The organism is Streptomyces sp. NPDC048560, from assembly GCF_040650955.1.
GTDB lineage: Bacteria > Actinomycetota > Actinomycetes > Streptomycetales > Streptomycetaceae > Streptomyces.
In genome coordinates this window covers 1,279,698-1,301,244 of the sequence record NZ_JBEZIJ010000001.1, presented here as the reverse complement: position 1 = coordinate 1,301,244, position 21,547 = coordinate 1,279,698, and the positions used below count along the sequence as shown (strand labels likewise).

Sequence of the window (21,547 nt, the reverse complement as noted above, 5' to 3'; positions counted from 1 at the left end):
CACCCCTTGCGGCCCGCTGCGCGCCGGGGGTGGAGGACAATGGCTGCATGGAGATGAACCCCTTGGAACAGGCGCTGCACACGGCCCGGGCGCTCGTCATGGCCGATCTTGTCGCGGGCGACGTCGCCGAGGCCGAGATCGTCTCGCTGGTCGAGGACGCCGTGACGAACCGGCGCTGGTGGGTCGAGCAGTGGCCCGAGGGCGCGGACTTCGTCGTCGGCCTGATCGCCCAGGACGTCCAGGACGCACTGCTGGACTCGTACGGCCGCTGGCCCCTGTGCCCCGTCTGTGTCGAGGACGGGCCGCACGCGCTCGACGTCGAGCCCGAGCTCGGCGCCGACCCGCACTGGGTCTGCACCAAGGCGACCGTGCAGGTGGCCCCGGTGGGCGGGCTGGGCGGGGTGCTGAGACGTTGACGGTCTACATCGACCCGCCGGACTGGCCGGGACACGGACAGTTCTGGTCGCATCTCGTCAGTGACGAGTCGTTCGACGAACTCCATGCCTTCGCGGCCGCGATCGGCTGCCCGCCGCGCGCCTTCGAGCGCGACCACTACGACGTACCGGCCGCGCGGTACCCCGACGCGGTCCGCGCCGGGGCGCGGGAGATCGGCTCGAAGGAGCTGGTGCGGCGCATCACGGCGGCCGGTCTGCGGCGGCCGAAGGGGCGGCCCGCGCCGGGGGGTGACGGCCCCGCCTGAGGGGTGCGAGTCCGGCGGCGGGGGTGGTTCGGGGTGGTGCGGGGCGTCAGGTCCTGTCGGCCGTGGCGGGCCTCGGCCCCGTCGCATCCGCTGTCGACTTCGCCGAGGCGACCAGGCGGGACCGGGTGCCCTGCCCCTGGTGCAGCCGGAGCGAGAAGAACACCGCCACCAGGGCCAGCACCGTCATCGCGGCGCCCGCCCAGGCCGTCGCCGCGAAGCCGAAGTCCGCGTCGATCACCGTGCCGCCGAGCCACGGGCCACTCGTGTTGCCCAGGTTGAACGCGGCCGTCGTCGTCGCTCCGGCCAGGGTCGGGGCCGCGCCCGCCACGTTGAACATCCGGGCGTTGAGCGCGGGCGCCGTGAAGAACGCCGACAGACCGAGCAGGAACGCCAGCACGACCACGGCCACCTGACTGGAGGCGAACAGGGCCAGCGCCACCAGGAACACCGTGGACGCCGTGATCCCGCTGAGCAGCACCCCGAAGAGGTGCGCGTCCGCGACCCGGCCGCCGATCGTCGTACCGATCAGCGCACCGACTCCGAAAAGCCCCAGCACCCACGGCACCCAGCCGGAACCCAGCCCCGCCACATCCGTCAGCAGCGGTGCGAGGTAGCTGAACGCGCAGAAGACACCACCGGCGGCGAGCGCCGTGATCACCACGGAGAGCCAGACCTGCCGGTCCCGGTAGATCGACATCTCCCGCTTCAGCTGCGGCTTCCGGTCCGGGAGCGGGATGCGGGGGATGAGCGTCGCCACCCCGACCAGCGCCACGGCGGACGCCGCGCCCACCGCCCAGAACGCCGAACGCCAGCCCAGGTGCTCACCGAGGAACGCGCCCAGGGGCACACCCAGCACATTGGCGATCGACAGCCCGCCGATCATCACGGCCATGGCCCGCGCCCGCGCGTTCATCGGCACCATCGCGATGGCGACGGCGGCGCCCACGGCCCAGAACCCCGCACAGGCGAAGGCGCTGACCACCCGCGAGACGAAGAGCACCTCGTACGTCGGAGCCAGCGCACCCGCGATCTGCCCGAGGCCGAAGACCGAGATCAGCGCGATGAGGGTGGTCCGCCGCGGGAGTCTCAGCGTGGCCACGGCCAGGAGCGGGGCGCCGATCACCATGCCGATCGCGAAGGCCGATATGAGGAGCCCGGCCTGCGGGATGGACACGTTCATGTCCTTGGCGATCGGTGGCAGCAGCCCGGACAGCATGAACTCGCTGGTACCGAGGGCGAAGACCGAGAGACCCAGGATGTATACGGCCAGGGGCATACGGGCACGACGGGAAGGGCTGGAGACGGAATCGGGCATGACACTCGGCAACACACATTCCGACGCTCACATTCCCGTGAGCAGCTCCAGCTCCGTCGTCAGGTTCTGTCGCGCCCTCGGCTCCCACTCCGCGACCCCGTGCGGCGTACGGAACAGCCTGGGCAGCCCCAGGAGCTGCCGCAGCACCGCTGCCCGGCCCTCCCGGAACGCCTCGTCGGGGACGAAGGCGTACTCCTCGCGCACCTGCGCCGCGTACTCCGCGTACTCCTTCGGGCCGGACGCCAGGATCGCCAGGTCCGCGTCGCACAGCACCTCGCCGTCGGTGTCGCCGTCCTGCGGATCGTGGGTGACCGTGAGGCGGACCAGGCGGGCCACCTCGGCGGTGATGGCGTCCGGAACCCCGGCCTCGGGCAGGGCGCGCTCGGCGAGTACGGCGCTGCGCTCCTCGTTCTCCGAGCGGTCGGGGCGGTACACCGCGTCGTGGAACCAGACGGCGAGCCGCACCGCGTCCGGATCCGCCGCGTGGCTCGCGAGCGTGTCGACGCGGTCCAGGACCGCGGCCAGATGGGCGGTGGTGTGGTAGCGCCGCTGGGGTTCGGCCCAGCGCGCCAGGAGGTTGTCGGCGTACGGCAGCGGATCGGGATCCTCGGCGCCGCCCCGGACGGCGACGAGGGCCGCGTGCCAGCGGGTGCGGAGGTGGCTCTGGGCGCTGTCGTCGGTCATGGGGCGACCCTAGGGCCTGTCCGGGGTGGCGTTGTTCAGGATGACCCGCCGGGACGCCGATCCGTCGAGCGGGGGCACCCGCACGATCAACGTGCGGCGCAGGCGCGCCAGCGTGGCCCGTGCGGAGCGGGTTCGCGGGTGGTCCGCGCCCAGCGCCCGCGCGGAGTCCTCGGCCGCGCGCTCGCACATCGCGAGCGCCTGCGGCAGGTCGCCCGCCGCGTCGAGGGCGAGCGCCAGTTCGCGGCGCGCGGTGAGGGTGCGGGGGTGGTCGTCGCCGAGCACGCGTACGCAGTCGGCGAGCGCCCGTTGCGAGAGTCCGACCGAGCCTTCTGCGCGGGCGAGGTTGCAGCGCGCGAGGAGCGTGTCCGGGTGGTCGGTGCCGAGGACCCGTTCCGAGTCCGCGACGACCGATTCCCAGAGCGCGGCGGCTCGCCCGGGGTCACCGGTCTCCTCCAGGACACCGGCCAGGTTGCCGCGGACCAGGAGGGTGTCGGGGTGGTCGGTGCCCAGCAGGCGTTCGGAGTCGGTGACGACCGCCTCCCAGAGGGCCCGGGCCGCGCCCCGGTCGCCCGCCTGCGCCAGCGCGTCGGCCAGATTGCTGCGGACCAGGAGAGTACGGGGGTGCTCGTGGCCGAGCACTCGCTCGGAGTCGGCGAGCGTGCGCTCGTACAGCTCAAGGGCGCGCGGCAGACTGCCGGTGTCCTGCAGCGCGCCGGCCAGGTTGTTGCGCGTGGTGAGCGTGTCGGGGTGGGTGTCGCCGAGGAGGCTCTCCCGGTCGGCGAGCGTGCGCTCGTACAGGGGGAGGGCGCGGGCCAGGTCGCCCGCTGCCTCGTAGGCGGTGGCGAGGTTGTTGCGGAAGAGGAGCGTACGGGGGTGGTCCTGGCCCAGTGCGCGCTCTGCCTCCGTGCGCGTCGTCTCGAAGAGGGGGATCGAGCGCCGGAGGTCGCCCGCGTCGCGGTAGCCGCTCGCCAGGTTGTTGCGGGAGATCAGCGTCTCCGGGTGATCCCGGCCGAGGACCCGCTCGCGGTCGGCGAGGGTGCGCTCGTACAGCGGGATCGACCGGTCGACGCGGCCCGAGTCGCGGTAGGCGTTGGCCAGGTAGTTCCGGGTGGAGAGGGTGTCCGGGTGGTCGGCGCCGAGGACGCGTTCGCGGGCGGCGACGGTCCGCTCGTACAGCGGGATCGCCCGGCCGAGGTCTCCGGCGGCGCGGTAGATGTTCCCCAGCTGGTTGCGGGTGGAGAGCGTCTCGGGGCTGTCGTCGCCGAGTACGCGCTCGCGGGCGGCGAGGGCCCGTTCGCTGTAGCGGGCGGCCTGGGGGACGTGGCCCTGGTCCAGCAGGAAGCGGGACGTCTCGTGCAGCACGACGGCGACCTCGGCGGTGTCCTGGTCCTGCGGCATCAGTTCCATGAAGGCTTCGATGTGCGGACGGAGGTTCCGCCAGCCGGGCCACTGGGGGACGGCGATCGAAGCAGCGCCCGACTCCCCCTCGGTCCCCTCGCGCGGCAGGCTGTCCAGCAGGAACCTCGCGGCCCGGTCTCGCGCCATCAGGATCGCCTCCTCGGTACGCAGTGGGTCGGCGGGGTCCGCCGTGCGGGCCACCGCCTGGACCAGGCGATGGACGCGCAGATGGGGTGGCGCCAGCGTGATCATGCTGTAGCCGGCGAGCAGCGCCAGTGCGTCGTCCACCGCCAGCAGGTCGTCGTCGATCGACGTGATGAGGTCCAGCGGCATGTGGTCCGGCGCGAACCAGGCCAGCGTCCGCAGGATCTCCACGGCGAGCGGGTCCCGGTCGGCGATGGTGCTGAGCGTCACGCGCCAGACACGGGCGATGGTGCGACGGTCGGTGCTGCCCGCGTAGGCGGTCGCGAACATCCGCGCCGGGTAGCGCCGCACCCGTTCCAGATAGGCGGCGAAGTCGATGGCGTGGTTGTGCACGTAGGCACCGGCCTGCTCCAGGGCGAGCGGCAGGTGGCCGAGTTCCGCGGCCAGCTCGGCCACGGTCGCCGCGTCGGCCGCGTTACCTGTCGCGGTGCGACCGGCTGTGCGCATCAGCAGTTCGGCTGCGTCGGCCGGGCTGAGGACGTCGAGGCGCAGCGGCGAGGCGAGGTGGTGCCAGCCGGCCGTGCGGCGGCTGGTGATCAGGTGGCGGCCGGTGTCGAGCTGGCTGATGACCGGCGCGAGGTGGCTCGGGTCGTCCGCGTTGTCGAACACCACGAGCCAGCCCGGATGCGTCTGGAACCACGAAATCGCCCACTCGGCAAGGGCGTTGGTGGTGGCCGGGGTGGCGAGGTCGGGCAGTAGCCGGCTGGTGAGCGAGGCGAGCCCGGCCGTGATGGCGTCCGGGTTGTCGGCGGTGATCCACCAGACCGTCGTGTACCGCTCCCGGTACCGGTGGGCGTACTGCAGGGTGAGGCTCGTCTTGCCGACTCCGCCGAGCCCGACCAGGATCCGAGTGACCGGCTCGTTCTCCTCCGCCAGCGCCGTACCGAGCCTGACGACGTCGGCGTCCCGGCCCACGAACAGGGCACTGGGCGGGCGCGGAAGGTTGTGGTTACGCTGCCCGCGGGGCTCCGCGACGCTCTGTGCCGGGGGGAGTTGGACGGCGGGGGCCGTATAGATGGTGGCCCCCGGTCCCGTACTGATGATCCCCGCGTTGGCGTCCACGGCGACGGCACGGTCGCCCGACGCCTCCCAGCGCGCGGAACCGGCGGGGGCGGGATGCTCGGGCGGCTGTACGGGAGTCATGGCGCTCACCGCTGGATCTGTGCGTTGCTTCCGGTGCTGATGACCCCGGAGTTGTGCTGGACGGCCACCGCGCCTTCGCCGGAGGCGGTGAAGGACACCGAGGACTCGGAGACCATGCGTGCGATGTCCGCCGTGAGTTCGGCGTCGGCGAGCAGCGCCTTCTTGATCTGGACCCGGAGCATGGCCTGGAAGTCCTCGTCCTCGGGTGCTTGCGCCGCCTCGGCGACGGCCTGCTCCAGCCGGTCGAGGTCGGCGGGGTCCTCCTGGTTGCCGCGGATGCGCTGGAGGATGCGGCGGCCGAGGCCGACCGTGGCGTCCGCGCTCGCGTCGGTGGCGAGGGTCAGTACGGCGGTGCCGTAGGCACCGACGGCTGCCGTCACGTAGGGCGCGATCTCGCCTGCGACCGTTAAAGCGTCCACTTTTCCCCCAACTCGCCTGCCAGGGCAGGCTGCCACGTACATGACCCTCTCCATGATGCCAGTCGGCGTCCTGCGCCCGCGTGGGGTTGGCTGGAGGGGGCACCCCGGCCTGAGCCGGCCTCCGGACCGCGGCCGGCCGACGCCCCGCACCGCGCGTACGCCGGACGCCGGTGGGGCTGGTGTCTGCCCCGCCGGCGTCCGGCTGCGGTGGTACGGGGCGGAGCCCCGAGCGGTCCACCGCACGTGCGCGGCCTGTCACGCCGTCGCCTTGAACCCCCGCAGCCGCAGCGAGTTGCCGACGACGAAGACCGAGGAGAAGGCCATCGCGGCACCCGCGATCATCGGGTTGAGCAGGCCCGCCGCGGCGAGCGGCAGGGCGCCGACGTTGTAGGCGAAGGCCCAGAACAGGTTCGTGCGGATCGTGCCGAGCGTCCGGCGCGAGAGCCGGATGGCGTCCGCCGCGGCCCGCAGGTCTCCGCGTACGAGGGTCAGGTCACCGGCCTCGATCGCGGCGTCCGTGCCCGTGCCCATCGCCAGGCCCAGATCGGCCTGGGCGAGAGCGGCGGCGTCGTTGACGCCGTCACCGACCATGGCCACCGAACGGCCCTGCGCCTGGAGGCGCTTGACGACGTCGACCTTGTCCTCCGGCATGACCTCCGCGTACACCTCGTCGATCCCGACCTCCGCCGCGACCGCTTCCGCGACGGCCTTGTTGTCCCCGGTGAGCAGGATCGGGGTCAGCCCCAGGTCCCGCAGCCGGCGGATCGCCTCGGCGCTCGTGTCCTTGACGGCGTCGGCGACTTCGAGGACCGCCCGCGCCTCTCCGTCCCAGGCCACCGCGACGGCCGTCCGGCCGGCGGCCTCCGCCGCGGCCTTGCTGCGGGCCAGTTCCACCGGCAGGTGGATCTCCCACTCGGCGAGCAGCTGCTCGCGGCCGACGAGGACGGCGTGGCCCTCGACGATGCCCTGGACGCCGAGGCCCGCGATGTTGGCGAAGTCCTCGGGGGTGGGGAGGGTGCCCACCTCGACGGTGGCGCCCGCCGCGACGGCTTGGGCGATGGGGTGTTCGGAGGAGTGTTCCAGGGCGCCCGCGATTCGCAGGACGTCCGTTTCGGTGGTGCCTTCGGTGGTGTGGATGTCCAGCAGGGTCATGCGGCCGGTGGTGACGGTGCCGGTCTTGTCGAGGACGATCGTGTCGACGCGGCGGGTGGTCTCCAGGACTTCGGGGCCCTTGATGAGGATGCCGAGCTGGGCGCCGCGTCCGGTGCCGACCATGAGGGCGGTGGGTGTGGCGAGGCCGAGGGCGCAGGGGCAGGCGATGATCAGTACGGCGACCGCGGCGGTGAACGCGGCCGTCAGGCCTGCGCCGTTGCCGAGCCAGAAGCCGAGTGTGCCGAGGGCGAGCGCGATCACGACGGGGACGAAGACGGCGGAGATGCGGTCGGCGAGGCGCTGGGCGGCGGCCTTGCCGTTCTGGGCGTCCTCGACGAGCCTGGCCATCCTGGCGAGCTGGGTGTCGGCGCCGACGCGGGTGGCCTCGACGACCAGCCGGCCGCCCGCGTTGAGGGTGGCGCCGGTGACGGAGTCGCCCGTACCGACCTCGACGGGGACGGATTCGCCGGTGAGCATCGAGGCGTCGACGGCCGACGAGCCCTCGACGACGGTGCCGTCGGTGGCGATCTTCTCGCCGGGGCGGACCAGGAAGTGGTCCCCGACCTGGAGGGCCGAGGTCGCGACGGTCACTTCGCCGCCGGCCCGCAGGACGGTGACCTCCTTGGCGCCGAGCTCCAGGAGCGCCTTCAGCGCGGCGCCCGCCTTGCGCTTGGAGCGGGCCTCGAAGTAGCGCCCGGCAAGGATGAACGCGGTGACTCCGGCTGCGGCTTCGAGGTAGATGTTCCCCGCGCCGTCGCTGCGGCCGATGGTCAGCTCGAAGGGGTGGGTCATGCCGGCCATGCCGGCGGTGCCGAGGAAGAGTGCCCACACCGACCAGAGGAACGCGGCCGAGGTGCCGACCGAGATCAGCGTGTCCATGGTCGCCGCGCCGTGCCTGGCGTTGGTCCAGGCGGCCCGGTGGAAGGGCCAGGCCGCGTAGGTGACGACCGGGGCGGCGAGGGTGAGGGAGAGCCACTGCCAGTAGTCGAACTGGAGCGCCGGGACCATCGCCATCGCGATGACGGGCACGGCGAGCGCGACGGCGGTGAGCAGCCGCTGCCGCAGGGGCCGCAGCTCGTCGGCCTCGTCGTCCTCCGCGGTTTCCTCCCCGGCGCGGGCCGTCACCTGGGGAGCGGGCTCCTGGGCGGTGTATCCGGTCGCTTCGACGGTGGCGATCAGGTCCCGTACGGAGATGTCCTCGCCCCGGTAGCTGACCTTGGCCTTCTCGGTGGCGTAGTTGACGGTGGCCTCGACCCCGTCCATCCGGTTCAGCTTCTTCTCTATGCGGGCCGCGCACGAGGCGCAGGTCATGCCGCCGATGGCGAGCTCGACCTCGGCGGCTGTGCCGACGGCACCGGCGTCGGGTGTGGTGGTGTGCGCGGACACGGGGTCCCTCCCTGGCTTCCGGTTCCTGTCCCGGCTCGCTTCTGTATACCCCCCTGGGGTATCTGTCACTCCTATGTATACCCCCCACCCCTATGAAACGCAAGGGATGATCCGCGCGGCAGCGGTGCGGTCTCACGCATCTCCTTCGCCGCACGTTTACATGGGGAGCCGCACCTTCCGGTGCGCGCCCCGTAGGCTGGGTCACTGGACTAGACCTGTGGCCGTTATCTGGAGGAATGGGGACCCATGAGCAACCGTGCAGTCCTGGAGGTGATCGCTCTTGACGCGCAGGACGCGGTCGCTGCCCAGGCGGGTGGTGCGGACCGACTCGAACTGGTCGCCGACATGGCCGCGGACGGCCTCACGCCGACCCGCGAGACCTTCGCGGCGATCCGGTCCGCCGTGGACATTCCCCTGCGCGTCATGCTCAGGGTCGCGGACGGATTCGCCGCCGGTGACATCGACGTACTGGTGGAGAAGGCCCGTGAGATGCGGGCCGAGGGCGCGGAGGAGTTCGTCCTCGGCTTCCTCGACGAGGAGGGCCACCCCGACCTGGTGGCCGTCGAACGGCTCCTCGCCGAGCTGAACGGCTGCCGGTGGACGTTCCACCGGGCGATCGACCGCGCCGCCGACCGTGACGCCCTGCGCAAGGCCCTCGCCGATCTGCCGGGCCTGGACACCTACCTCACGGCGGGTGCGGCGACCGGCGTCGACGACGGCATCCCGACCCTCCTGGCCGAAGCCTCCCGTTCGGGCACACCCGGCTACGAGGCCCGGATCCTGGTCGGCGGCGGCCTCCGCCTGGACCACCTCCCCCGGCTCCTCGCCGGCGGCATCGACGCCGTCCACATCGGCGGCGCGGCGCGCCCCGGCGGCTGGTCGGCACCGGTGGACGAGGCGGCTGTACGGGAATGGAGAGCGGCCCTGGACGGGTGAGGGCCGGGCGGAAGGAACCCGTGACGGACGCCCATGGCTACGGAAGCCACCCGGAGTACCTTCCGCCCTTCATGGCCGATCGAATTTCGCTGCCCCGGCGGGGCTCCCCTACGCCTGCCCCAGTGCTTCCGGCAAGGGCGCCGCGTGCAGCACCACGAGCCCGGAGACCGCGCGGGTCAGTGCCACGTACAGGCGGCGCAGACCGGTGCGTTCGTCGGGTTCGCCGTCGACCACGGCCGCCGGGTCGTCCAGTACCACGTAGTCGTACTCCAGACCCTTCGCCAGAGAGGCGGGGACCAGAGTCAGGCGCGATTCCGCCGTCGTCTCCTCGCCGGGGGAGAGGTAGGCGTGACCCGCCGCCTCCAGCGCCGCGGCGAGAGCCGGGATGCGGGCGTCGGCGGCGATCAGGCCGATCGAGCCCTCGTGGGTCAGCGACTCCTCACAGGCCGCGAGGACCGCCGCGTCCAGACCGGCCGGATCAGCCACCTCCCGTACGGCCATGGAACCCGGCGACTCACGCACGGACTCCACCGGGGCCAGACCCGGCGAGATCGCGGGCAGCAGCCGTGAGGCGTACGCGATCACCTCACGCGGCACACGGAAGCCCGCCGTCAGTTCCTCGACCAGCGCGTCCGGCTTGCCCAGGTGGAAGAGCGCCTGCTCCCAGCTCTCCGTCGACCACGGCGTCGTGCCCTGCGCGAGGTCGCCGAGCACCGTCGCCGAACCGGTCGAGCAGCGGCGGCCCACCGCGCGGTACTGCATCGGCGACAGGTCCTGCGCCTCGTCGATGACGACGTGGCCGAGCGAGTGCGTACGGGCGACCAGGTCACCTGCCTCGTCGATCAGCACCGCGTCCGCGGGCGACCACTTCGCCGACTTCACGCTGCGCGGAGGCTTGGCCAGGAGAATCGCCTTCTGCTCGTCCCCGCTGAGGACGCCGTCCGCGTGCGCGGCCAGGAACTCCGGGTCGGACAGGAGCCGCAGCACCAGCTTCGCCGGGTCGACGGCGGGCCAGGACGCCTTCACGGCCGCCTTCACCGCGGGGGTGCGGGCCACCGCGTTCTGCACCCGGTCGTCGGGGGCCTCGCCCGCCTCCTCCATCCGGGTCAGGACGCAGTGGGCGATGCGCTGGGGGAGTGCCTCGTGGGCGGCGCCGTACCGGATGTCGCGGGCCAGCAACTCCTTCACGATCTCCTCCAGTTCGTACACGGGCACCCGCCAGCGGCGCGAGCCGCGCACCACCATGACCGGCTCCGTCGGCAGCGTCACGTGCGAACGGATCGCGCGCCGCAGGACCTCCGCCATGCGGGCGTCGCCCTTGACCACGGCGGTGGCCGCCTCGTCCGAGCCACGGACCTCGACGTGCGCCGTCACCAGGTCGTCGACCGTGGCCTGCTTCACCTCAAGCTCGCCCAGCGCCGGCAGCACCTGCTCGATGTAGTGGAGGAAGGACCGGTTCGGACCGATCACCAGGGTCCCGGTGCGGGCCAGCCGGTCGCGGTGCGCGTACAGCAGATACGCGACACGGTGCAGTCCCACGGCGGTCTTGCCGGTACCGGGGCCTCCCTGCACGCACACCGTCCCGCCGAGCCCGCTCCGGACGATCTCGTCCTGCTCGGGCTGGATCGTGGCCACGATGTCGCGCATCGGGCCGACGCGGGGCCGCTCGATCTCCGCCTGGAGGAGCTTGCTGGTCTGCGCCGCCTCGGCCGGGTCGCTGAGGTGCTCGTCCTCGTACGCGGTCAGCTCGCCGCCCGTGTAACCGAAGCGCCGCCGCCGGCCGACGTCCTGCGGGTCCTTCCTGGACGCCCGGTAGAACGGCTGGGAGACCGGCGCGCGCCAGTCGATGACCATCGGGTCGCCGTCGCCGTCATGGACGTGGCGGCGCCCGATGTAGAACTGCTCGCCCTCGGCGCCCTCCGCCTGATCCGCACCGACCCGGTGCAGGTAGTCCAGGCGCCCGAAGAACAGCGGGGTGTGGGAGAGGTCGGCGAGTGCCTTGATGCGGTCGTCCATCTGGGCCTGGAGGACGACGGAGTTGACCCAGTTCGCGGTGACGTCGCGGATGTCGAGGGCCTGCACGTCCTCACGCATCGCGCGGAGCGCGGCGCGGGACGCGGCGAGATGGGCGCGTTCGTGCGCCAGCGGGTCCAGGGGATCCGCGGAATCCGGGAGGTCCAGAGGCTCGGTGGTGGTGGTGTCGCTGTCCGTTTCGTGCGCGGGCACGGTGTTGCCTCCGACTTTTCAACGCAGGACGGCGGACCGCGTACTCCGGTACGACAGGAGACGACGTGATCCGCTCAGGGATGAATGCGTAGGTGTCGGCCGGTTTCCGTCCGGCCGGCGGCGCTCCCCCGGCTGCCGGCGGAGGCCGGTACCACGGTGCGGGAGGCGGGCAGACCGGCGATTGTATCCACGCCGGCCCGCCCGGTCGAACGAATCGGGGCGGCTCCACCCCGTAGGGGATGCCGTCCGACCCGAGGGTGACGACCGTCCCCACATGCTTCAGCCCGCGGACCGACGCCCCACGGAGCCGGGCGGAGCACCATGGAAGACATGAGCACCGTGCAGCTGAACCCCCGCAGAACCGGCCCCGCGCACGGCGCGAGCGCGGCCACCGGTCATCACTACAGCCACCGCGTCGGCGACGCGCTCCGCGCCGCCTCGGTCTTCCTGCGCACCGCGTTCCGCGTGGCCGTCCTCGGCGAGTACGCGGAAGAGGCGGGCGTCCGCCGCCGCCGTTGAGCCCCCCGGAGCGGCGGCGGGCACCCCGCGCCGCCGCTCAGCTCTCGGTCAGCAGCTCGTCAGCGTCCACGATCCGGTACGCGTACCCCTGCTCGGCCAGGAACCGCTGGCGGTGCGCCGCGAAGTCCTGGTCGATCGTGTCGCGCGCCACCACCGAGTAGAAGCGGGCCTCGTGCCCGTCCGCCTTCGGCCGCAGCACCCGGCCGAGCCGCTGTGCCTCCTCCTGGCGCGAGCCGAACGTCCCCGACACCTGGATGGCGACGGTGGCCTCCGGCAGGTCGATCGAGAAGTTGGCGACCTTCGACACGACGAGGACACTGATCTCGCCCTGCCGGAAGGCGTCGAAGAGGATCTCGCGCTGGGCGTTGCTCGTCTCACCCTTGATCACCGGGGCGTTCAGATGCTCACCCAGCTCGTCGAGCTGGTCGATGTACTGGCCGATCACCAGTGTCTGCTCGCCCTTGTGCTTGGCGACCAGGGCCTCGGTGACCTTCCGCTTCGTCGCCGTCGTGGCGCAGAACCGGTACTTCTCCTCGGCCTCCGCCGTCGCGTACGCGAGGCGCTCCGAGTCCGTCAGGTTGACCCGGACCTCGACACAGTCGGCGGGCGCGATGTAGCCCTGCGCCTCGATCTCCTTCCACGGCGCGTCGAACCTCTTCGGTCCGATGAGCGAGAAGACGTCCGACTCGCGCCCGTCCTCACGGACGAGGGTGGCCGTGAGACCGAGCCGCCGCCGCGCCTGGAGGTCGGCGGTGAACTTGAAGACGGGGGCGGGCAGCAGGTGCACCTCGTCGTAGATCACCAGACCCCAGTCGCGGGAGTCGAACAGCTCCAGGTGCGGGTAGATGCCCTTACGGCGGGTCGTCAGCACCTGGTAGGTGGCGATGGTGACCGGGCGGATCTCCTTGCGCGTACCGCTGTACTCGCCGATCTCCTCCTCGGTCAGCGAGGTGCGCTTCACCAGCTCGCTCTTCCACTGGCGGGCGGAGACGGTGTTGGTGACCAGGATCAGCGTCGTTGCCTTCGCCTCGGCCATCGCACCGGCTCCGACCAGCGTCTTTCCCGCCCCGCAAGGCAGGACGACGACACCGGAACCGCCGTGCCAGAAGCCCTCGACGGCCTGCTTCTGGTACGGGCGCAGCGACCAGCCGTCCTCGGCCAGCTCGATGGGGTGGGCCTCCCCGTCGACGTACCCCGCGAGGTCCTCGGCGGGCCAGCCGAGCCGCAGCAGCGTCTGCTTGATCTGACCGCGCTCGGAGGGGTGCACGGCGACGGTGTCCGGGTCGATGCGCTCGCCGACGAGGGGCGCGACCTTCTTCGACCGGAGGATCTCCTCCAGCACCGGACGGTCGGTGGTCGTCAGGACGAGACCGTGCACCGGGTGCTTGGACAGGGTGAGGCGGCCGTACCGCGCCATCGTCTCGGCGATGTCGACCAGGAGCGCGTGCGGCACGGGGTAGCGGGAGTACTCCACCAGGGCGTCGACGACCTGCTCGGCGTCGTGCCCGGCGGCGCGGGCGTTCCACAGGCCGAGGGGGGTCACCCGGTAGGTGTGGATGTGCTCGGGCGCACGCTCCAGCTCCGCGAAGGGGGCGATCACGCGGCGGCAGGCATCCGCCAGCTCGTGGTCGACTTCGAGGAGCAGCGTCTTGTCGCTCTGGACGATGAGGGGTCCGGTCACGCGCTTCGGCCCTTTCTGCTCTGCTGCTGGGACGGCCGGGAAGGGCCAAACGTCCAGTGTGCAGCATGAGGGGCGATCGGTGCGTGGCTCGAAGGTGTGACGTGTGAACGCCTCCGTCACACGGGCTCCCGGCCGCCCGGTCAGACCTCGGAGACGTCCGGTTCCTCCGACACCACGACGAGCCGGTCGCTCAGCCCGGCCGGAGGCTTCCCCGTGGTCAGCGCGCGGTGGGCCCGGATCGACGGGTCGGTGAAGGTGAGGGTCAGAACGGGGCAGTCGGCGGAGTCGTTGGTGTGCTCGGGCGCGCACCCGCCGACATCGCTCGCGGTGTAGCCCGGGCACACGGCGCCGGCCGGCAGGGCCACGTCGAGGTACACGGTCGTGCCGGGGTCGACGCGGAGGAAACCCGCTTCCGGGAGCGGGGACGGCTTCCCGTCCTCCGCGTCGACGACGGTGGCCGACAGGCCCCGCGCCGAGGCGCGGCGGCCCTCGCCGTGCGGCCCGAAGATGTCGAGGGTGACCCTGCCGGTGCCGGGGGGCGTGGGCAGCAGCAGCGGCAGACGCTTCGCGCGCAGCGCCAGATGGACGGTGAAGCGCGGCTTGCCCGGCTTGCCGGCGCCGGGACCGGTCGAGCCCCAGCCGCCGAACACCAGCTGCGGATTGTCGCCCCGCTCGCCGTCGCCGCGCGCAGGGGGGCGTGGCCAGTCGTCCACCCCGCACCGGGAGAGCAGGGCCGTCGGACCGCCACGGCCGGCGAGCGGGATGTCCGTCAGCGGCCCTGGCGGGAGATCGAGCCGGGAGTGCGCGCGGTGCTCGGGCGCCGCCTGGCGGTACGTCTGCCACGCCACCAGGACGAGGAGCGCGAGGACGGGCACGGCCAGGAGCAGCCAGGAACGCGGGGAGGGACGGAACATGTCTCTTCCAGCGCCCCGGAGACCGGGAACGTCACCTCCGGTGCGGCTCACGACCCCGAGTCGTCCGCCAGTTCCGCGACGCCCGTGATGCGGTGCAGAGGGTACGTACGGATCTCGTCGGCCGTGTGGTCGAAGGCCGTGACGAAGCCGCCCTCGACCCGGACCGGGGCGATCACCCGCTGGCTCGCCGCACCTTCCGCGTTCACGTAGCCGATCCAGACCGCGGAGCCCGTCATCGCGGCGGCCTGCACCGTCGCCAGGGTCTCGGCCGAGGTCGTACGGGGCAGGGAGCCGGCCGACGGGGCCTCGGTGCCGTCCTTGCGGACGACGGTCGCCGCCGTGTCCCCGGCCCGGATCGCCCTGACCGCGGCGCCCAGCAGGGTGTCGTCCGGGACGGGCGGGCCCTCGGGGACGGGAGCGGGGGCCGAGCGGGCCGGGGTACGGCGGGCGCCCGCCCGGGTGATCAGGACGTCGCCCTCCGCGGACTCGGCGGCCGGGGCGAACCCCATCTCCCGCAGACCCTCCAGGAGGGACGCCGGATCGGTCTGCGCGGCCAGGACGGTCGGCGCGAGGCGGCGCAGCCGCAGCGTCGCCGAGCGCTTGTCGGCGAGGATCTCGTTGAGCACGGCGTCGTCGTCGCAGCGTACGTACGCGGAGGCGCCACCGATCCGCAGATGTCCGTGGCGGCGCGCCACGTCGTCGATGAGGTAACTGAGCGGCTGCGGCACCGGCGTACGGCTGTGCGCGGCGAGGAAGGCGTGCAGATCGGTGGCGGCCTGTCCGGCGTCCAGGGCGCGGCGCACGGACCCGGGGGTGAACCGGTAGACGGTCGCGCCGCCCTTCGACTCGATGTCCGCGAGCACCGACAGCATCTCGGCGAGGGGGCGTTCCAGGGGGCCCGGGGCGACGGCCGTCAGGTCGGCCTGGAGCAGCACGTGGCCGAGCGGTTCGGGGACGAGCGGGGCGAGTCGCGCGGCCGCCTCGGCCGGGCCGTCCGCCAGCAGGGCGCGGGCCTGGGAGGAGAGCGCGCCCCGGCCGGTGACACCGAGGAGTTCGCCCTCGTTGAGCGTCCACAGGGCGAGCCGTGAGCGCAGGTCGGACGTGTCGCCGGGGGCGGTGGCGCCCGTCGCGGACGACGTGCCGTACCCCGTACCGGCGGCCCTGGACGGGGTGCCCGCCGAGGAGCCGGGCGGGGGCGTCGCCCCGCCACGGGCTCCGGCACGCAACGGGCGTTCCCAGCGCAGCCGGGCGAGCAGACCCGCCGGGTCGGGCGCGGTGCCGGGCGGCAGGGCGGCGAGGAGCTCCAGCACCCGGCGGCGTACCTCCGGCGCGGCGGAGCGGTCCAGTTCGGGGCCGAGCGCGGAGAGCGCCCGCCCCTTGGCGTCCTGGCCGCCGACCAGGCCCGGGGTGCGGGTGGCGGTGAGCCAGGTGGTGGCGAGGCGCACCCAGCGGTCCTGTGCGGGGAGTTCGAGCCAGTCGTCGTAGGCGGGCGTCGCCGCGTACCGCTCCTCGGTCTCACCGTCGGAGGCCAGCAGCCCCGCCGCGTAGGCGAGTTCGATCCAGAAGGCGGCGGTCTGCTCGGAGACGTCCATCGCGCTCGCGGCCCTCTTGAGCTCGCGCACGCTCAGGCCGCCCGCCCGCAGGACGGTGGGGCCGCCGCCGTTCCAGAGCTTCAGCAGCTCCTCGATGGTGGACAGCGCCATGAACGCCTGCCCGGCGGCGGCCCTGTCCACAGCCTGGGGATCGCGTTCGGCCGCGGCCTCGACGGCCGGCGCCACCGGTTCAGGAACGCGATGGGCGCGACCTGCCCGCAGGTGCAGCGCCGCCTCGCGGGGCAGCACGACGGTGCGGGTCGATACGGGCAGCAGCAGCCCGCGGTCGCGCAGCCACTTCACGGGCGGGGTCGGGTTCGGCGTGACCTCCCCGTACGGCGGGCCCCACACCAGCCGGTCCAGGACGGACAGGGCCTCGACCGGCGCGGTGTCCAGCAGGGCCGCCATCCTCGTCCGGTCGGTGAACAGCCCGGCGAGCGACGTCACCGCGGAGACCGGGTCGTGCGTGGCGGGCAGCCCGGCGGCCGTCAGGATGTCCTGGAGCCGCCCGGGTGACATGCCCGCCGTGGCCTCGGCGACGGTCGGGCCGAGCCCGGTGGGGGAGGGGTGCTGCGGGGACGGGGCGAGCAGTTCGCGTGCGGTACGCACCAGGTGCAGCCGCTCGTCCTCGCCCCAGACCAGGGCCTGTTCGCGCAGGTTCCGCAGCGCGCCGGGCAGCGCGGCGGCGATCGCCGCACCCGCGTCGTCGCGGTGTTCGCCGTCGTCCTGGCCGTCACCGGTCAGCAGCGAGAGCAGCGTGTCGTACGGAGCCGGGTCCGGAGCCACGGCCAGCGCCTCCGCGGTCTGCAGCACGAAGCGGTCCAGATGCTCCAGCGCACGGACCACGGAGGCCCGGGTGCCTGCCCGGGTGGCGAGTTGGGTGATGTCGTTCGGTACGGGGCTGAGCAGGTCGGGGCGGGCACGCAGAAGCCGTGCCAGCGATTCGTCGCCCCTGGCGCGCAGGGCTTCGGCGAGCGTGCGCGGTGGTGTGGTCGTCCCCATCCGTCCCACGGTAGCCGGTGAAACGCTACGGTCGGGGCAGGGCGGGTAGAGGGGAACAGCCGAGTGGGTATCGAGAGCGACCAGCTCGTCTACGACTATCTGAGCCGGGTCGGGGACCTGGCCCAGCAGCAACAGCTGTCCTCGGGCGCCCGGATGAGACTCGTGTCGACGCTGCGGGGCGAGATCGAGCGGCAGCGCGGCACGGCAGGTGCGGACTCTCCGGCGGTGGTGCGCCGCATCATCGGCAGGCTGGGCACACCGGACGAACTGGTCGCCGCGGCAGCGAAGTCGGCCGACGGGACGGTGCTGATGCCCTCACCGCGTACGGCGGCGGAGCCGGCCCCGAAGAGCACCCGAGCCGTGCCCCGGCCGCGGCGCGGGATGCTCCGCAAAGACACTTCCCGCAAGGGCGCGTCGGCCCCGGCCCCTGCCCCCGCCGAGGCCGACGACACGGGCCCGGTCCCCGGCTGGCCGTCCGCACAGGCCCCTCACATGGCGGGCCTGGACCAGGCACCGTCGGCGCCCGGCACCGGCACTCCGGAGTGGTGGCGCGTCGAACCCGGCCCGCTCGGCGAGGGGGTGAGCGTGCCGGGCTTCGTCGGCGGCGTGGAGATCCCCGAGATGCTGAGGCCGCCGTCTCCTCCCGTACGCCCCGAGGAGGCGGCCGAGGAGGAGGAAGAGGAGGAGGCCGAGGAGCCGGAGTCCCGGGCAGTCGGGAAATTCCCTCTGCGCCTTCGTAGGAAGACCACGGCGAAAGCTCCCGAGGAGACCGCGGAACCGTCCGCTCCCTCCCGCCCCCGCCTCTCGAACCCCTTCCTGCTGCTGGCCGCCGCCCTGCTGCTCGCGGGAGCCTTCATGGGGTCCTGGCTGGCCCTGGCGGGCGGCTGGCTGCTCGCCTACAGCTCCCGCAAGCTGTCGAGGGCCGAGGCGAAGTGGGTGGCGATGGGCCTGCCCGGCGTGGTGGTCGCGGGAGCCCTCGTCTGGCTCTGGGGCCGCCTGGACGGCCGGTGGGGCGACCCGATCCGGGAGAGCGGCATGGGCGAGGCCCTCGCCGCCACCTGGCCGGTGGTGCTCCGCACGGCGGCGGTCGCCTCGGCCCTGTACCTGATCTGGCGCTCCCGGCGGCTCACGGGCTGAGGGGCGCGGGGAGCCAGGCCGCCTGTGCCCGGGCGTCGCGTGCCCCGGACGAACGGGTGGGAGGGCCCCGGCGCGGGTCGGCACAATGGCCCCCATGGCTCCGATACCTCAGACCCCGCCGACCGCCCTGCCGAAGCCCCCTCCCACGGTCGGCTTCGACCTCGACATGACGCTCATCGACTCCCGGCCGGGCATCAGGGCCGCCTACCTGGCCCTGTCGGCGGAGACGGGGGTCCCCATCGACTGCGATCTCGTCGTCAGCAGGCTCGGCCCCCCGGTCGAGCAGGAACTGGCCAACTGGTTCCCGGCGGCCGAGGTGGCCGCCACGGCCGACCGCTACCGCGAGATCTACCCGGCGCACGCGATCACACCGACCCTGGCCATGACCGGCGCCCGGGAGGCCGTCGCCGCGGTACGGGCGCTGGGCGGCCGGGCGATCGTCGTCACCGCCAAGCACGAGCCCAGCGCGAAACTGCACCTCGCCCACCTCGGCATCGAACCGGACACGGTCGTCGGCCGGCTCTGGGCGGAGGCCAAGGCGGAGGCGCTGCTCGCGCACGGGGCGCGGATCTACGTCGGCGACCACACCGGAGACGTACGGGGAGCCCGGGCGGCGGACTGCCTGTCCTTCGGCGTGACGACCGGACCGTGCGACGCGGACGAGCTGCGCGCGGCGGGCGCGGACGTCGTGATGCCCGACCTCACCGGCTTCCCGGCCTGGCTGTCCGCGTGGGTCGCCTCCTCAGGTGCCGGACAGGTCTGACCTGCTCAGCCACACGCTCCGGACGACTCCCGCCCCGGCGATCAGGAAGCCCACGCCCATCAGCATGGACACCGCGTAGGCGATGGTCGGGAACGGATCGGTTCCCAGGAACAGTGGGGCGACAGTGACCAGAGTGGCCACCGCGCCGATGAAGAAAACGATCGCGCCGACCTGGACGAGCCGGTCGCCGGCGCCGGAAGGAGTAGTACTCACCCAGCCAGGGTAGTTCCCAGCCCGGAGGAACCATCGGGCGACGTCTTGTCACCGGCCCCTGGGCCATTAGCCTTGGGCATGGCGGGTCATGGAGACCCGCTGTACTGCTATCCGGAGCCGTTTCACGGCTCTCCCGCGCACCGACGAGTACGAGGACGAGGACAGACGTGCCCACGGGTAAGGTCAAATGGTTCAATTCGGAAAAGGGCTTCGGCTTTCTTTCGCGTGACGACGGTGGTGACGTCTTCGTCCACTCGTCGGTACTCCCTGCCGGCGTCGACGCCCTCAAGCCCGGCCAACGGGTCGAGTTCGGTGTCGTCGCAGGTCAGCGCGGCGACCAGGCCCTTTCCGTAGCGATCCTCGACCCCACCCCGTCCGTCGCGGCGGCGCAGCGCCGCAAGCCGGACGAGCTGGCGTCGATCGTCCAGGACCTGACGACCCTGCTGGAGAACATCACGCCGATGCTGGAGCGGGGCCGCTACCCCGACAAGGCCGCGGGCGCCCAGATCGCGGGTCTTCTCCGCGCGGTGGCCGACCAGCTCGACGTGTAGGCGGGAAGCCTCGGGCGAGAAGCCCGAGAAGTCCCTCAGAGAGACGTCAGCGCGTCCCGGCCGAGCGGCGGTACCAAGCCCTCGGCCGCGGCGCGCGTCAGCAGTCCGCGGATCGCCGCGTAGCCGTCCTCACCGAGGTCCGCGGTGAACTCGTTGACGTACAGCCCGATGTGCTGGTCGGCCACGGCCGGGTCCATCTCCTGGGCGTGTTCCAGCACGTACGGCCGGGAGCGCTCCGGGTCGTCCCATGCCATCCGGACCGACGTACGGACCGACTCGGCCAGGTTCTCGAGCGTTTCCCTGCCCAGCGACCGCTTGGCGATGATCGCGCCGAGCGGGATCGGGAGCCCCGTCGTCGCCTCCCAGTGCTCGCCCATGTCGGCGAGGCTGTGGAGCCCGTAGTTCCGGTACGTGAACCGTGCCTCGTGGATCACGAGTCCCGCGTCCACCCGGCCGTCCCGCACCGCGGGCATGATCTCGTCGAACGGCATGACGACGATCTCGCCGACCCCGCCCGGCACCGCCTCGGCGGCCCAGAGCCGGAACAGCAGGTACGCCGTGGAGCGCTCGCTCGGCACGGCGACCGTTCGGCCCGTCAGATCGGTGCCCGGCTCCTTCGTCAGGACCAGCGGCCCGCAGCCGCGGCCGAGCGCACCGCCGCACGGCAGCAGCGCGTACTCGTCCAGGACCCACGGCAGGACGGCGTACGAGACCTTGAGTACGTCGAACTCGCCCCGCTCGGCCATGCCGTTGGTGATGTCGATGTCGGCGAACGTGACATCGAGGGCGGGTGCCCCGGGGACCCTGCCGTGCGCCCAGGCGTCGAAGACGAACGTGTCGTTCGGGCACGGGGAGAAGGCGATCCGCAGCTTCGCGTCGGCGGCCACGGCGCCCGTGGCGTCAGTCGAGGTGTCGGTCATGCAGAGTCCAACCTTCCAGTACGGGGGCGATCTTCCCGAACGCCTCGGTGAGGGCGGAAAGAGCCTCGCCGATGCGCCAGGCGGCCCGGTCACGCGGGCCGACGGCGTTGGAGACGGCCCGCAGCTCCAGCACCGGCACGCCGAACCGCTCGGCGGCCTCGGCGACACCGAACCCCTCCATCGCCTCGGCGACGGCACCCGGGTGTGCGGCGAGCAGCGCCGAGGCGCGTGCCGCGCTGCCGGTCACGGTGGAGACGGTCAGCACCGTGCCGGACACGGCCCCGGTGGCGGAGGCCACGGCCCGTACCAGCGAACGGGGCGGCAGATACCGGTCGCGGCCGAAACCGAGACCGGTCACCGGGACGAACCCGTCGGGCGTCTCCGCACCCAGGTCGGCGGCGACGATGCCGCTCGCCACGACGAGGGAGCCCACCGGGGCGGCGGGCGCGAAACCGCCGCCGATTCCGGCGGACACGACCAGCTCGTACGGGACGGGGGCGGCGGCCAGGGCGAACGCGGCCGAAGCCGCGGCGGCCGCCGGACCCGCGCCGCCCGCCAGGACGTCGAAGCCGCCGGCCCGGTGGATCTCCGCACCCCGGACGAAGTGCGCCTGCGGCTGCCCGTCCCCGAACGCACGCGTGACCGCGTCCCGTTCGACGGGGACAGCGGTCACGACGAGCACACGCACGGGG

General features: G+C 72.9%; 19 protein-coding genes. 7 read left to right on the top strand and 12 right to left on the bottom strand.

Annotation, left to right across the window (positions count from 1 at the left end; genetic code table 11):
- Positions 1–47 precede the first annotated feature (47 nt).
- Both AB0C82_RS05860 and AB0C82_RS05855 read left to right on the top strand, forming a co-directional pair.
- Complete coding sequence (locus AB0C82_RS05860; RefSeq protein WP_362836616.1) at positions 48–416, top strand: hypothetical protein; 369 nt, start codon at positions 48–50, stop codon at positions 414–416.
- Positions 413–700 (top strand): DUF4031 domain-containing protein, encoded by a 288-nt coding sequence (locus AB0C82_RS05855; RefSeq protein ID WP_362836614.1) that lies wholly within the window; start codon positions 413–415, stop codon positions 698–700. Before AB0C82_RS05860 ends, AB0C82_RS05855 begins: the two co-directional genes overlap by 4 nt.
- A 46-nt stretch (positions 701–746) precedes the next feature.
- Here AB0C82_RS05855 and AB0C82_RS05850 read toward each other — a convergent pair whose 3' ends face one another.
- The 5 genes from AB0C82_RS05850 to AB0C82_RS05830 all read right to left on the bottom strand — a co-directional run bounded on the left by AB0C82_RS05850 (position 747) and on the right by AB0C82_RS05830 (position 8,401).
- A complete protein-coding gene (locus AB0C82_RS05850; RefSeq protein WP_362836612.1) occupies positions 747–1,976 on the bottom strand; it encodes a Cmx/CmrA family chloramphenicol efflux MFS transporter in 1,230 nt (409 codons plus the stop codon).
- Positions 1,977–2,042: 66 nt separating this feature from the next.
- Positions 2,043–2,699 carry a hypothetical protein gene (locus AB0C82_RS05845; RefSeq protein ID WP_362836610.1) on the bottom strand — a complete coding sequence of 219 codons (657 nt, stop codon included), beginning with the start codon at positions 2,697–2,699 and terminating at the stop codon, positions 2,043–2,045.
- Between the two features lie 9 nt (positions 2,700–2,708).
- The gene (gene fxsT, locus AB0C82_RS05840; protein ID WP_362836608.1) at positions 2,709–5,444 is read right to left on the bottom strand and encodes an FxSxx-COOH system tetratricopeptide repeat protein; all 2,736 of its coding nucleotides are present in this window, start codon (positions 5,442–5,444) and stop codon (positions 2,709–2,711) included.
- Positions 5,445–5,449: 5 nt separating this feature from the next.
- On the bottom strand, positions 5,450–5,863 hold the full coding sequence (locus AB0C82_RS05835) for a hypothetical protein (RefSeq protein WP_362836606.1): 414 nt from the start codon (positions 5,861–5,863) through the stop codon (positions 5,450–5,452).
- Positions 5,864–6,118: 255 nt separating this feature from the next.
- A complete protein-coding gene (locus AB0C82_RS05830; protein WP_362836604.1) occupies positions 6,119–8,401 on the bottom strand; it encodes a heavy metal translocating P-type ATPase in 2,283 nt (760 codons plus the stop codon).
- A gap of 246 nt (positions 8,402–8,647) precedes the next feature.
- On the opposite strand from AB0C82_RS05830, the gene AB0C82_RS05825 reads away from it, so the two are divergent.
- Entirely contained in the window at positions 8,648–9,337 is a 690-nt protein-coding gene (locus tag AB0C82_RS05825; protein WP_362836602.1) for a copper homeostasis protein CutC, read from the top strand.
- A gap of 108 nt (positions 9,338–9,445) precedes the next feature.
- Here AB0C82_RS05825 and AB0C82_RS05820 read toward each other — a convergent pair whose 3' ends face one another.
- Positions 9,446–11,518 carry an ATP-binding domain-containing protein gene (locus AB0C82_RS05820; protein ID WP_362837079.1) on the bottom strand — a complete coding sequence of 691 codons (2,073 nt, stop codon included), beginning with the start codon at positions 11,516–11,518 and terminating at the stop codon, positions 9,446–9,448.
- A gap of 375 nt (positions 11,519–11,893) precedes the next feature.
- Here AB0C82_RS05820 and AB0C82_RS05815 point away from each other — a divergent pair, with 375 nt between their 5' ends.
- Positions 11,894–12,082, top strand: coding sequence for a hypothetical protein (locus AB0C82_RS05815; RefSeq protein WP_362836600.1), 189 nt, complete (start codon positions 11,894–11,896; stop codon positions 12,080–12,082).
- Positions 12,083–12,119: 37 nt separating this feature from the next.
- Here the strand turns inward: AB0C82_RS05815 and AB0C82_RS05810 are convergent, their stop codons facing one another.
- The 3 genes from AB0C82_RS05810 to AB0C82_RS05800 form a co-directional block, all read right to left on the bottom strand.
- Positions 12,120–13,763: a DNA repair helicase XPB gene (locus AB0C82_RS05810; protein WP_362836598.1), complete on the bottom strand. Its 1,644-nt coding sequence runs from the start codon at positions 13,761–13,763 to the stop codon at positions 12,120–12,122.
- A 140-nt stretch (positions 13,764–13,903) separates the two neighbouring features.
- Complete coding sequence (locus AB0C82_RS05805) at positions 13,904–14,677, bottom strand: hypothetical protein (RefSeq protein WP_362836596.1); 774 nt, start codon at positions 14,675–14,677, stop codon at positions 13,904–13,906.
- Between the two features lie 47 nt (positions 14,678–14,724).
- Positions 14,725–17,271, bottom strand: coding sequence for a helicase C-terminal domain-containing protein (locus AB0C82_RS05800; protein WP_362836594.1), 2,547 nt, complete (start codon positions 17,269–17,271; stop codon positions 14,725–14,727).
- Positions 17,272–17,334: 63 nt separating this feature from the next.
- Between AB0C82_RS05800 and AB0C82_RS05795 the strand changes: the two genes are divergently transcribed.
- Both AB0C82_RS05795 and AB0C82_RS05790 read left to right on the top strand, forming a co-directional pair.
- Complete coding sequence (locus AB0C82_RS05795) at positions 17,335–18,408, top strand: hypothetical protein (RefSeq protein WP_362836592.1); 1,074 nt, start codon at positions 17,335–17,337, stop codon at positions 18,406–18,408.
- A gap of 94 nt (positions 18,409–18,502) precedes the next feature.
- Positions 18,503–19,171 (top strand): haloacid dehalogenase-like hydrolase, encoded by a 669-nt coding sequence (locus AB0C82_RS05790; RefSeq protein ID WP_362836590.1) that lies wholly within the window; start codon positions 18,503–18,505, stop codon positions 19,169–19,171.
- Here AB0C82_RS05790 and AB0C82_RS05785 read toward each other — a convergent pair.
- Positions 19,151–19,384 (bottom strand): hypothetical protein, encoded by a 234-nt coding sequence (locus AB0C82_RS05785; protein WP_362836588.1) that lies wholly within the window; start codon positions 19,382–19,384, stop codon positions 19,151–19,153. The genes AB0C82_RS05790 and AB0C82_RS05785 overlap by 21 nt on opposite strands.
- A 167-nt stretch (positions 19,385–19,551) precedes the next feature.
- On the opposite strand from AB0C82_RS05785, the gene AB0C82_RS05780 reads away from it, so the two are divergent.
- On the top strand, positions 19,552–19,935 hold the full coding sequence (locus AB0C82_RS05780) for a cold-shock protein (RefSeq protein ID WP_328905117.1): 384 nt from the start codon (positions 19,552–19,554) through the stop codon (positions 19,933–19,935).
- 35 nt (positions 19,936–19,970) lie between these two features.
- Here the strand turns inward: AB0C82_RS05780 and AB0C82_RS05775 are convergent, their stop codons facing one another.
- Complete coding sequence (locus AB0C82_RS05775; protein ID WP_362836586.1) at positions 19,971–20,855, bottom strand: 1,4-dihydroxy-6-naphthoate synthase; 885 nt, start codon at positions 20,853–20,855, stop codon at positions 19,971–19,973.
- A complete protein-coding gene (locus AB0C82_RS05770) occupies positions 20,836–21,543 on the bottom strand; it encodes a futalosine hydrolase (protein ID WP_362836584.1) in 708 nt (235 codons plus the stop codon). Before AB0C82_RS05770 ends, AB0C82_RS05775 begins: the two co-directional genes overlap by 20 nt.
- Positions 21,544–21,547 lie beyond the last annotated feature (4 nt).

What these genes read in the sequence shown, in the direction of transcription:
- AB0C82_RS05805 (WP_362836596.1), bottom strand. Translation starts at nt 14,677, where the DNA reads ATGTTCCGTCCCTCCCCGCGTTCCTGGCTGCTCCTGGCCGTGCCCGTC.
- AB0C82_RS05825 (WP_362836602.1), top strand. Translation starts at nt 8,648, where the DNA reads ATGAGCAACCGTGCAGTCCTGGAGGTGATCGCTCTTGACGCGCAGGAC.
- fxsT (WP_362836608.1), bottom strand. Translation starts at nt 5,444, where the DNA reads ATGACTCCCGTACAGCCGCCCGAGCATCCCGCCCCCGCCGGTTCCGCG.
- AB0C82_RS05845 (WP_362836610.1), bottom strand. Translation starts at nt 2,699, where the DNA reads ATGACCGACGACAGCGCCCAGAGCCACCTCCGCACCCGCTGGCACGCG.
- AB0C82_RS05815 (WP_362836600.1), top strand. Translation starts at nt 11,894, where the DNA reads ATGAGCACCGTGCAGCTGAACCCCCGCAGAACCGGCCCCGCGCACGGC.
- AB0C82_RS05860 (WP_362836616.1), top strand. Translation starts at nt 48, where the DNA reads ATGGAGATGAACCCCTTGGAACAGGCGCTGCACACGGCCCGGGCGCTC.
- AB0C82_RS05790 (WP_362836590.1), top strand. Translation starts at nt 18,503, where the DNA reads ATGGCTCCGATACCTCAGACCCCGCCGACCGCCCTGCCGAAGCCCCCT.
- AB0C82_RS05800 (WP_362836594.1), bottom strand. Translation starts at nt 17,271, where the DNA reads ATGGGGACGACCACACCACCGCGCACGCTCGCCGAAGCCCTGCGCGCC.
- AB0C82_RS05775 (WP_362836586.1), bottom strand. Translation starts at nt 20,855, where the DNA reads ATGACCGACACCTCGACTGACGCCACGGGCGCCGTGGCCGCCGACGCG.
- AB0C82_RS05850 (WP_362836612.1), bottom strand. Translation starts at nt 1,976, where the DNA reads ATGCCCCTGGCCGTATACATCCTGGGTCTCTCGGTCTTCGCCCTCGGT.